The organism is Pseudomonas agronomica (assembly GCF_025917275.1).
Classification (GTDB): domain Bacteria; phylum Pseudomonadota; class Gammaproteobacteria; order Pseudomonadales; family Pseudomonadaceae; genus Aquipseudomonas; species Aquipseudomonas agronomica.
This window is the reverse complement of sequence record NZ_JAOSHO010000144.1, coordinates 1-11,107: the sequence shown is the minus strand read 5'-3', so window position 1 is coordinate 11,107 and position 11,107 is coordinate 1. Positions and strand designations below refer to the sequence as shown.

Sequence of the window (11,107 nt, the reverse complement as noted above, 5' to 3'; positions counted from 1 at the left end):
TTACTGCGCTGCGCTATGACCATATCGACTTCGAAGTCGTCGATCATGCGGCCCAGGCCAGACTCGACAAACGTTGGGATGCAATCACGGGACGCCTGGGCCTGGTGTACGACCTGACGTCGAATGTCAGCCTTTATACCCAATACAGTACGTCGGCCGAGCCGCCGGGAGGCACGCTTACCGGCGCCTCCATTGCCCAGGTGGGCGACTTCGACTTGAGCACCGGCCGCCAAATCGAGGTGGGCAGCAAGTTCGATTTTCTTGACGGTCGCGGCTCGGCCACCGCCGCGGCCTACCGCATCGTGCGCAAGAACATCTCCGTCCCCTCCTCGACGGTGCCCAACACCACCGAACAAGCGGGTCAACAAACCTCCACCGGCATCGAGCTGGCCGCTTCATTCAAGATCACGCCCAAGCTATTGGCGGCCGGTAACTTCAGTTGGGTAAGGGCTGAGTACGACGAGTTCAATGAAACCATCGCCGGTGTTGTGTTCTCGCGCAAAGGCAAGAATCCGGTGAACATTCCCGACCGCGTAGCCAATCTCTGGCTGACCTATGACGTGGCTCCTGACTGGCAGCTCGGGGCCGACGCGCGCTATGTGTCGTCGGTCTACGCCAACACCGCCAATACGACCTGGGTGCCCTCGTACACTGTCTATGGTTTGTCCATGACCCACGATCTGGACAAACACGTACAGGTCAGCGCGCGCCTGCGCAACCTGACCGACGAGGTCTATGCCCGTTTCATCCACCAGAGCAACACCCAGTATTACGTGGGCGAGCCGCGCAGTCTGGAAGTCGCTGTGCAGTGGAAGTACTGACGAGCCCGAACGGAATGCAGCACACGGTCAGGCGACCTGACAGGTCTAATCATGATTCGGAGCGCAGGCCTTCCCACGTTGATCAGCCTGTTTGAATGGCCCGTTGGACGGGACCGCCAGGGACGGCGGCTTTCACTGTTTTTTCTCTGGGCTCAATGCTCATGGAGCTTATCCTCTAATGCGGCAATTGAGCGCCCATTGTTCGTACAGATTAAAACTTGAAGCGCCCGACCAATCCTTGAAGCTGGCCAGAAATGGCCGTCATTCGCCCCGATCCGGCATGGGCTGAATGCGCGAACTCCTCTACCATCTGCGCATCGGCGTGGATCTGTGCGATGTGCCGATTGATCTCCTCCGCCACTTGATGCTGCTCCTCTGCCGCCGTGGCGATCTGGGTGTTCTGGCCGCGAATCGAGTCCACTGAAGCGCGGATCTTGTCGAAGCTGTCGCGGGCCCGCTGGATCCGCTGCACGCTAGCCTGGGACGCTTGCAGGCTGCCTTGCATCTGCTGGGTGACTTCCTGGGTACGGCGAGCGAGGTTACCCAGTAGGCTGTCTATTTCGCCGGTAGAGTCGGAGGTGCGACGAGCCAGGGCGCGAACTTCATCGGCGACCACTGCAAAGCCACGCCCTTGATCACCCGCGCGCGCGGCCTCGATGGCAGCATTGAGTGCCAGCAAGTTGGTCTGCTCGGCAATTGAGCGAATGGTGTCGAGAATCGCATTGATGTTATTGCTGTCTTGCTCGAGCAGTTGCATGGTCTGAGTCGATATCTGCAGCTCCTCACTGAGCTTGAGCACGCTGCCGGTGGCCTCGCTGATTTGCTTCTGGCCGTCGTGCACGTCGCGGTAGCCTTCGTCAGCACTCGACGCCGCGGCACTGCAGGAGCGCGCGACCTCATTGGCCGTGGCGAGCATTTCATTGAAAGCGGTGCTTACCAGTTCCACGGCCTCACGCTGGCGGCCGGCAGCCAAGTTCATGTTATTGGCGACTTCGTTGGTGTCGGCGGCAGCGGTTTGCAGATCGGACGACGCATTGCCGATACGCTTCACCAACTGAGCGATCATACTTAGGAACTGATTGAACCAACCAGCCAGGTTGGCAGTTTCGTCCTTGCCCCGTACTTGGAGTTGACGTGTAAGGTCACCTTCACCTTCGGCAATCTCTTGCAACCCATCAGCCACGCCACGAATCGGGCGCACGATCACGCTGGCAAAACCAGCACCAACGATGGCGAACACCACGGCCAATGCAACAGCGATGGCTGCAATCAACCAGGTCAGGCTCATGGCGTCGGCCATCACTTCATCACGCTTGATCAGGCCAATAAAACGCCATCCCAGGTCATCGGAACTTAGGACGTTGACCATGTATGGCACACCATCGATCTCGACTTGAGTCACCCCATCAGCGCTTTTGGCCAATTCGGCATAGCCGGGTCCTAGCTCACCTAACGGCTTGAAATTGTTTTTGGCATTTGCGGGATCGACCAGGACATTGCCATTGGCCTCGACCAACATCAGGTACCCACTCTTACCCAACTTGATGGTTCTGACCAATTCAGTCAGTTGCTTGAGCGATACGTCCACGCCGACGACGCCCAGCGGGGCACCGCCCGTATCATTGATCGTGCGGACCGTGCTGACCAGCACCATGTCATCAGGTGCCCAGTAATACGCGCCCGTCCGTACGGTTGAGCCTCGTACGGCTTCCATGGCCGTCTTGTACCAAGGTCGCCCCCGTGGGTCATAGTTGGCCATCGTCTGATCATCGGGCCAACCCGCAAAACCGCCATCATTGAGGCCAAGGGAAATGGAAGCCGTGGTTGGGTGGGTTTCTGCAAAACTGTCGAATACAACCTGGATCTGTCGATCGACCTTCGTCACGGGGGTTTGCGGGGCGTCAGCGGCCGTATAGTTCTTCAATCCCTGAACGTTGGCGATCCGAGGGTCTTTGGCAAGGTATTCGACGTTTTGGCGGATGCTGTCGAAAAATTGCCCCATCCCGCGGTCAATCTGCCTGATTTCGCGGCCACTGCTGTTCAGGAAACCGGCTTGCGCTGCGCTACGCAAGTTCAGTACGACAACCATTGCGACGAATATCACCGGCGCGCAGGCGATGGCGGCAAACGCCCACGTGAGTTTCTGTTTGATGTTCATGAATTTTCCTGGGCAGGCCGATGGAACGTGGGCGCCGATGGATAAAAGCGCCTGCGGCGACTGCCGCAAACGTTGCTTGCACGACGTGAAAACGAGACAACTCGGTCGTTATTTTTCTTACGAATAGTGCTTGCCCCTCCCCTCAAGAGGAGGAGCGAGAAAGCTCATGCACAGTCAGTTCAGAAACGCCCAGGAGCGAAGGGTGCCGGCTCGACCACAGGTGTTTCTCCCATCATTAATTCCGCAAGCAGTCGGCCACTGACCGGACCTAGCGTAAATCCTTGATGGGCATGGCCGAAGTTGAACCAGAGCCCTTTATGCAACGGCGCGGGGCCAATCACCGGTTTCATATCAACCGTGCAAGGTCGCGCACCGCTCCATGGCGTCCGCTCAACCTGAGATCCCAATGCCAAGAGTTGTCGGGCCGCGCTTTCGGCCTTCCCTAGCTGCACTGGGGTCAGAGGCGCATCGAGACGGGCGAATTCGGCTCCCGTTGATAGACGCACACCACGCTTCATCGGCGCCAACATGTAGCCTTGCTCGGTATCAAGCACCGGGCGACTCAAGTTTGCCCCGTCGGCGAAATGGGCGTGATAACCACGCTTGATAAACAACGGGATGCGGTAACCCATGGGCCTCAGCAACTCCTGGGCCCAAGGACCAAGCGCCACGACTACTTGTGATGCTTCGACCGGCCCGGACTCGGTGGAGACTCGCCAGCCGGCTCCCGCCTGGCGCAATGAACGGGCATCGCCGCGTTCAAACTGTCCGCCTTCACGCAAGAAGAGTTCGGCATAGCGTTGCACCAGCTCACCCGGATCAACACAGGTCCAAGGTTGAAGCCAGTGAATCCCTCCAACGAGAGCGCCACCCAAAGCGGGCTCTGCGAGCCTGAGCCCGGCGCCGTCCAGCGCTTGCGACAATACTCCGTGCGCGCTCACACGCTGGGCACTCTCCATCGCCTTTTCATATTTTTCCGGGGTTCGAAAAGCCTGAATCCAACCTTTGCGCACGATCAGGTGTTGAGCCTCGCTTTGCTCGATCAACTCGGAATGCTCGCTGATTGAATGCTCGACCAAGGTACGAAAGGCGTCCGCAATAGCTCGGTAATGCCTTGGCGCTGAGTTGGCCCAATACCTGGTCAGGGTAGGCATGTACTCCGGCATTGCACTCAGATGATAGTTGACGCCGATATCGCGCTTGGTTACCACCCTTATCAGGCTCGCCAGGTCCCTTGGGAACCCGTACGGTTCAACGGCCTCGCGCTGGATGATCCCGGCATTGCCGTATGACGTCTCGCGCCCGGGCGGCCCCTTGTCTACCAAGGTCACCGCACAGCCCCGGCGTTGCAAATGCAGGGCCGTGCTTATACCGACGATGCCGGCGCCCAGTACTGCTACTTGTTTGTCGTTCACGCTGCCTCCAACTCAAGCACGCTGCTGCGCGATGACACTGATTTCAACCAACGCATCCACCACGAGGCCGGCACAGACGGTAGCGCGAACAGGCAAATTGGCCGTGAAAAACGAAGCATAGATCCGGTTGAACTCAGCGAAGTTACTCCGCTCGGTCAAGTACACCGTGACGCTCACCACGTCATCCAACGACAGTGATTCGGATTCCAGTGTTTGTGCAATGCGCATCAAGGTCAGGCGCGTTTGTGCCTCGATACCCTCCGGGAAGCTGCCGTCCTCGTTGAATGGCAGTTCACCGGATAAAAACACTAGGCCTTGGCTGTGGCGGACTTTTGAAAAGGGCAAATTGCTAACCGTCATGGGGGATTCTCTTTAAGCGGACTTATGAAAGCGCCTATAGCAGGCGCCACTTTTACCCATCGACTCGACCGAGCGTGTCACAGCAGATCGGAAATCGGTCTACAAGCCTGATCGATGGGGCTGTATATACATGGCTAAGCATTTACCATGCCCGTTAGGCTAGGATCACCTCCAGACCCCGGATCCGAAGTGGATCGAGCACTGCCTCCGTTCAAAATACTGTCCACAGAAAGCCTTACCATCAGTTTCCTTTCGACTCATCAATGAGATATCGGAAACACCCCGATGCAACCTTCAGTTACACCAGAAAAAATACTCACGTGAACACCCCCTCGCCTAGAAGGCGTTTACGAGCAGCGATCAACAGAAAAGATAAGGCTTGGCCTAAACATTGCGTTGCCTATATATACAGGACCATACAACTACACTTTCTTGTGGCCCTGCACCTAAGAGGTAATCAATGAAAAAATTGCACCAGATGACGGCCACGACTACCGAAGGGGTGAGCCTCGCAGGCCGGATCGCCGAATTGGCGACACTCTTTCACCACAGCCTCCCGCACGAAATCCGTCAAAGCGCTGAACAGCCGAGCCCGCAGCGTCCCCCGCGGAACCATCCAGATCGCAATACTTTCCAGCAAAATTTCCAAGAGGTTAGCCTTGTATGAACGCCAACGACCTGACCCTGCTTGCTCGCGCTGAAGTACGCGAATTGGCCAGTTACAACGCCGGCCTCGCCTCTGATGCAGTGCGCAAACGCTTCGGTCTGACACGCGTCGCCAAGTTAGGCAGCAATGAAAACCCAATGGGCACCGCCCCCGCCGTCAATGCCGCGACCACCCAAGCCTGCCATGAGATTGCGCTGTACCCCGATTCTGGCTGCCAGGCACTGCGCTCCGCACTCTCGGAAAAACTTGAGGTTCCGGAAGATCGCTTCGTGTTCGGCAATGGCTCTGAAGATTTGCTGAGTGTCATCAGTCGAGTTTTTCTGGACCACGATGATGAAGTCGTTACCGTGGTGCCCTCCTTCGGCTTGCATTTCATTTTTCCAGTGGCAGCCGGCGCTCGGGTAATCGGTGTCCCCATGACCGACCAAGGCACTTTTGACGTGGCGGCGATGATTTCCGCCCTTACACCGCATACCCATGTGCTGATGTTTTCTTGCCCCTCCAATCCGGTTGGCTGCACTTTGAGCGCCGTCGAGTTGAAGCAATTGCTCGATGCATTACCCCCGAAGTGCTTGCTGGTGTTTGACGAAGCCTATTACGAATACGCTCAATGGGAGCCTGAGTACCCGGACTGCCTCGGCTTGATCCAGGCCAGCGGCAAGCCGTTTATCCTGCTTCGAACCTTCTCCAAGGCCTATTCATTGGCAGGTTTACGCATCGGCTATGGCATCGTCAGCGACCCGCTGCTGGCCGATTTGATCAATCGCCTGCGCACCCCCTTCAACGTCAACCGAGTGGCCCAAGCCGCTGCGATTGCCGCGCTGGCCGATGAAAATCATCTGAATGCAGGCCTCTCCCACGTCGCCAGCGAACGCCGAAGACTGGAGATCGCACTGCGAGAACAAGGCATCACTACCGCCCCCTCCATGGCCAACTTCCTCTTTTTCAGCACCCCTTATCCTGCCGAAGTCATCAACCAGGCATTGCTGCGCGAAGGGGTCATCATCAAGCCTTGGCGCGAAGCGGGATATACTCAGTACTTGCGGGTATCCATAGGAAGCTGTGAGGATAACGATCTTTTCCTCCATTCCTTGGCAAGAGTCCTTGCCGCACAAGAGACACGGACCGACTGATGATCAAAAATGCACCACAAGCGCTCTACCGACGCGCGAAGGATTTTGTGCTGGACCAACTTCGAGCGGGCGTTTGGAAACCTGGCGACCTGATCTACTCAGAGAACCAGTTGGTGCAAGAGCTGGGCATCTCGCGCATGACCGTCAATCGAGCCCTGCGCGAGCTGACCGAAGAAGGTCTATTGGTGCGGATTTCAGGTGTTGGAACATTCGTAGCCGAAAGCAAGCCGCAATCGAACCTGCTGCGCATCACCAACATCGCCGACGAGATTCTCGCTCGGGGTCATAGTTACGGCTGTCGCGTCCTGCACCTGGGACGCGAATCCGCATCGATGTCAGTCGCTTCCGCGCTGGGCCTGCCCACGGGCTCTTCGGTTTTTCATCTGGTTTGTGCACACAGCGAAGAAGACGTGCCAGTGCAGCTTGAGGATCGTTACGTCAATCCCGAGCTGGTGCCAGAGTTCCTGAAACAAAAATTCGGCGAACACCTGCAACCGGCCAAATACCTTTTGCAAGTCATCAAGCCCGACGAAATGGAACATATCGTAGAGGCCTGCCATCCCAGCGCAGAGGAGAGCAAACATCTGCAAATCGATGCAACCGAACCTTGCCTGGCCCTCATACGTCGGACTTGGAGCCAAAACAAAATTGTCACCTTTGTGCGGCTCGTCCACCCCTCCTCCCGCTATCGCTTGGGTAGCCGCCTACCCATGAACGCAGCGCACAGAGACGTCTGACTCTTCGACACATCTGCCGTAAAACTTGACCAGCGCCGCTTCCAAAGGGCGTCGGTCGCTTTCTGATTCATACATCACAATAGACCCAGGCCCTACGCCCGTAGTGACCGGAAAAAACGAAACTGATCACCCCCCTCCCCTCAGCGTTTCCAGCCCTTCTTCCACCCATGCACATCCGAGCAGATAAATGGCTGCTTGATTGGCTATGCCTGTATGTACAAGTATGTATTTACGCGGTAAAGTCGATCCGTCACCTCGACACGCTTAAACGAAAAAATGGGCTCTGTGTACCACTCCCAATAGCGACACACACGAGCTCCGTACCGCATCCGTGCGCTCAAGCGCTCTTTGGTCCTTAGGAATAAAAACAATGAAAAAATCTATTTTGACCCTCTCTGTACTGGCGTTGTGTGTGGCTGGCAGCTTTGCCTCGGCCAAGGAGTACAAGGAGTTGCGGTTCGGCGTCGACCCCTCTTATGCCCCTTTCGAGTCCAAAGCTGCCGACGGTAGCCTGGTTGGCTTCGATATCGACTTAGGCAATGCGATTTGTGCTGAATTGAAAGTAAAGTGCAAATGGGTCGAGAGTGATTTTGACGGCATGATTCCTGGCTTGAAGGCCAACAAATTCGACGGCGTGATCTCCGCCATGACCGTGACATCGTCGCGAGAGAAAGTCATCGACTTCTCCGATGAACTGTTCTCCGTTCCTACTTCCTTCGTTTTCAGGAAAGGTTCCGGCCTGACCGAAGATCTCAAGACGCTTGTCGGCAAGACTGTCGGTTATGAACAAGGTACGACCGAGGAAGCTTATGCCAAAGCCGTACTGAACAAGGCCGGGATCAAAACCCAAGCCTATGCCAACCAAGACCAGGTCTATTCGGACTTGGTTACTGGCCGTCTCGATGCCTCGATCCAGAACATGTTGCAAGCCGAAATGGGCTTCTTGAAGTCGCCGCAAGGCGCAAATTTTGAGGTGAGTAAAGCAGTCGAGCACGAACTGCTACCCGCGAAAACCGCGGTAGGTCTCGCCCAAGGCAACGCCGATCTCAAAGCCCTGATAAACAAAGGCATCAAGGCACTACACGAGGACGGCAGCTATGTAGCCATCCAGAAAAAACACTTCGGTGATCAGAATCTCTACAGCGGTAAATAACACGCTGCGCCCATTTCCGGATGGGCGCTCTTCTTGATTGACGAAGGGCTGTCCAATGCTAGAAAACCTATTGCAGACTCTAGGCTTCAGCCTAAGGGGTTTCGGCCCGCTGTTGCTGCAAGGCTCCTGGATGACTGTCAAATTATCCGCACTGTGCTTGTTGCTGAGCGTGGGCCTGGGTTTGATCGGTGCCAGCGCGAAACTCTCGAAGTCGGCCTTGCTGCGCGTTCCTGCGCAAGCCTACACCACGCTCATCCGCGGCGTGCCCGACCTGGTCTTGATGCTGCTGATCTTCTATAGCCTACAGACGTGGCTGACCCAGCTGACCGATGCATTTGGCTGGGAATATATAGAAATCAATCCGTTCAGCGCCGGGGTCATCACCCTGGGCTTCATCTACGGTGCTTATTTCACCGAAACCTTCCGCGGAGCGATTCTCGCCGTTCCAAAGGGACAATTAGAAGCAGCCACCGCCTATGGCCTGACCCGCGCCCAACGATTCCGCCTGGTGCTTTTCCCGCAAATGATGCGCTTTGCATTACCGGGTATTGGGAACAACTGGATGGTGATCCTGAAAGCGACCGCACTGGTCTCGATCATTGGTCTGGCTGACCTGGTCAAGGTTGCCCAAGATGCAGGAAAGAGTTCCTACCAACTGTTCTTCTTCCTGGTCCTTGCAGCGTTGATCTATTTGGTTATCACCACCGCGTCAAACCACGTCTTGCGCCGACTGGAGAGTTTTTACGCTGCAGGTACCCGGGAGGCCGTGCGATGATCGAACTATTGCAAGAATATTGGAAACCCTTCCTGTACAACGATGGTTATCACATCACTGGCTTGGCGATGACACTATGGCTGCTCAGTGCCTCGCTCTTCTTCGGCTTCTTGATGGCGGTCCCGCTGTCGATTGCCAGGGTGTCTAGCAACCTTTTCGTGCGCTGGCCTGTGCAGTTCTATACCTATTTGTTCCGTGGTACGCCTCTGTATATACAGCTACTGATCTGCTACACCGGCATCTACAGCCTCGCTGCGGTGCGCTCCCAACCGCTTCTTGATGCATTCTTTCGCGATGCGTTGAACTGCACCATCCTGGCCTTTGCCTTGAACACTTGCGCCTACACCACGGAGATCTTCGCCGGGGCGATCCGCAACATGAATCATGGTGAAGTCGAAGCAGCGAAGGCCTTTGGGCTTCGAGGATGGAAGTTGTATACCTACATCATCATGCCATCTGCACTGCGTCGCTCACTGCCGAACTACAGCAACGAAGTGATACTGATGCTGCATTCCACCACGGTCGCTTTCACCGCCACTGTACCGGACATCCTCAAGGTTGCCAGAGATGCCAATTCAGCGACATTTCTGACCTTCCAATCGTTCGGCATCGCCGCAGCGATTTACCTTGCAATCACTTTCTCTCTGGTCGGCCTGTTCCGCCTGGCTGAACGCCGTTGGCTGTCGTTCCTCGGCCCAGCTCATTAATTCAGGGTGCTTGAATATGTACAAACTGACCGTAGAAAACCTGCATAAAAGTTATGGCGACCACGAAGTTCTAAAGGGTGTTTCGCTGAACGCAAAGGCCGGCGATGTCATTAGCCTGATCGGTGCCAGCGGGTCGGGCAAAAGCACCTTTTTGCGCTGTATCAACTTTCTGGAAATCCCTAGCAATGGCGCCATGAGCCTCGACAATCAGCCGATACGCATGATCCATGACCACCACGGTATGCGCGTTGCAAATACAGATGAACTGCAACGGCTGCGCACGCGACTGGCAATGGTATTCCAGCATTTCAATCTATGGAGCCACATGACTGTGCTCGACAACATCACGATGGCCCCGCGCCGCGTGTTGGGGGTCAGCAAGAAGGATGCAGAGGAGCAGGCTCGGCGTTACCTGGACAAGGTTGGGTTACCATCGCGAGTTGCCGATCAATACCCGGCCTTCCTCTCGGGCGGCCAGCAGCAGCGCGTCGCGATAGCCCGGGCGCTTGCCATGGAGCCGGAAATCATGCTCTTCGACGAACCGACGTCTGCCCTGGACCCTGAACTCGTAGGAGAAGTGCTGAAGGTCATTCAGGGCCTCGCCGAAGAAGGCCGAACCATGATCATGGTGACGCACGAAATGAGCTTCGCTCGCAAGGTATCCAACCAGGTGTTGTTCTTGCACCAAGGGCTCGTAGAAGAGCAAGGGTCGCCTGAAGAAGTTCTGGGGAACCCAAAGAGCGAGCGCTTGCAGCAATTTCTCAGCGGCAATCTGAAATAACCGCAATGCCCTGAGCCGGCTGATCGCTTACCGCGCCTGAAGAATGTTTTCAGGCGCGTGATTGCGGCCGAAATAGTTCGCCGTTCTGTTGACTAAAAAGGCCCCACGCGAGAGCAGTCCCAGCGTCTTCCTATGATTTAGCTCATTATCCCTGGTTGAAACTGTCACAGCGCTCCCGGTGCGCAAAGCTTGATGGCAAAGCCTGCACCAATGCCATTCGGACGAGAAAAACCAATCACGCGAAGATTCACGCCGACAAAACAGCGGTCAAAAATTTGCTTGATTATGCTTGTATATACATGATTATATTTATTCGCCCGATGTAGCGAAAACCAACAATAAGCTGCAAGTCATTTCGAGAGGATTACCGGTGAGCAAACCATTCCATTTCCGTAATGTC

Annotated in this window: 11 protein-coding genes and 1 pseudogene; 7 read left to right on the top strand and 5 right to left on the bottom strand. The window is 55.9% G+C overall.

Going from position 1 to position 11,107, the window contains the following annotated elements; translation table 11 throughout:
• The coding region (locus OC610_RS12830; RefSeq protein ID WP_264428136.1) for a TonB-dependent receptor at positions 1 to 821 on the top strand (821 nt) is incomplete at its 5' end.
• Between the two features lie 211 nt (positions 822 to 1,032).
• Here OC610_RS12830 and OC610_RS29750 read toward each other — a convergent pair.
• From OC610_RS29750 to OC610_RS12810, 5 genes and pseudogenes are all read right to left on the bottom strand, one after another.
• Positions 1,033 to 1,800 (bottom strand): methyl-accepting chemotaxis protein, encoded by a 768-nt coding sequence (locus OC610_RS29750; RefSeq protein ID WP_408636584.1) that lies wholly within the window; start codon positions 1,798 to 1,800, stop codon positions 1,033 to 1,035.
• Positions 1,801 to 1,896: 96 nt separating this feature from the next.
• A pseudogene (locus OC610_RS29745) lies at positions 1,897 to 2,823 on the bottom strand (HAMP domain-containing protein); the annotation flags it as partial.
• A gap of 335 nt (positions 2,824 to 3,158) precedes the next feature.
• The gene (locus tag OC610_RS12820) at positions 3,159 to 4,394 is read right to left on the bottom strand and encodes an NAD(P)/FAD-dependent oxidoreductase (RefSeq protein WP_264428134.1); all 1,236 of its coding nucleotides are present in this window, start codon (positions 4,392 to 4,394) and stop codon (positions 3,159 to 3,161) included.
• A gap of 12 nt (positions 4,395 to 4,406) precedes the next feature.
• Positions 4,407 to 4,754, bottom strand: a complete 348-nt coding sequence (locus tag OC610_RS12815; RefSeq protein WP_264428133.1) for a RidA family protein — start codon at positions 4,752 to 4,754, stop codon at positions 4,407 to 4,409.
• Positions 4,755 to 5,211: 457 nt separating this feature from the next.
• Positions 5,212 to 5,403 carry a hypothetical protein gene (locus OC610_RS12810; protein WP_264428131.1) on the bottom strand — a complete coding sequence of 64 codons (192 nt, stop codon included), beginning with the start codon at positions 5,401 to 5,403 and terminating at the stop codon, positions 5,212 to 5,214.
• Between the two features lie 14 nt (positions 5,404 to 5,417).
• On the opposite strand from OC610_RS12810, the gene OC610_RS12805 reads away from it, so the two are divergent.
• The 6 genes from OC610_RS12805 (at position 5,418) to OC610_RS12780 (ending at position 10,707) form a co-directional block, all read left to right on the top strand.
• Complete coding sequence (locus tag OC610_RS12805; protein WP_264428129.1) at positions 5,418 to 6,554, top strand: aminotransferase class I/II-fold pyridoxal phosphate-dependent enzyme; 1,137 nt, start codon at positions 5,418 to 5,420, stop codon at positions 6,552 to 6,554.
• On the top strand, positions 6,554 to 7,291 hold the full coding sequence (gene hutC / locus OC610_RS12800; protein ID WP_039011359.1) for a histidine utilization repressor: 738 nt from the start codon (positions 6,554 to 6,556) through the stop codon (positions 7,289 to 7,291). The genes OC610_RS12805 and hutC overlap by 1 nt, the downstream gene beginning before the upstream one ends.
• Positions 7,292 to 7,661: 370 nt before the next feature.
• Entirely contained in the window at positions 7,662 to 8,444 is a 783-nt protein-coding gene (locus OC610_RS12795; RefSeq protein ID WP_264428127.1) for a transporter substrate-binding domain-containing protein, read from the top strand.
• Between the two features lie 55 nt (positions 8,445 to 8,499).
• Positions 8,500 to 9,219, top strand: a complete 720-nt coding sequence (locus OC610_RS12790) for an ABC transporter permease (protein ID WP_264428125.1) — start codon at positions 8,500 to 8,502, stop codon at positions 9,217 to 9,219.
• Positions 9,216 to 9,926 (top strand): ABC transporter permease, encoded by a 711-nt coding sequence (locus tag OC610_RS12785; protein ID WP_264428123.1) that lies wholly within the window; start codon positions 9,216 to 9,218, stop codon positions 9,924 to 9,926. Before OC610_RS12790 ends, OC610_RS12785 begins: the two co-directional genes overlap by 4 nt.
• 16 nt (positions 9,927 to 9,942) lie before the next feature.
• Positions 9,943 to 10,707, top strand: coding sequence for an ABC transporter ATP-binding protein (locus OC610_RS12780; protein ID WP_264428121.1), 765 nt, complete (start codon positions 9,943 to 9,945; stop codon positions 10,705 to 10,707).
• The last annotated feature ends 400 nt before the right edge of the window (positions 10,708 to 11,107 follow it).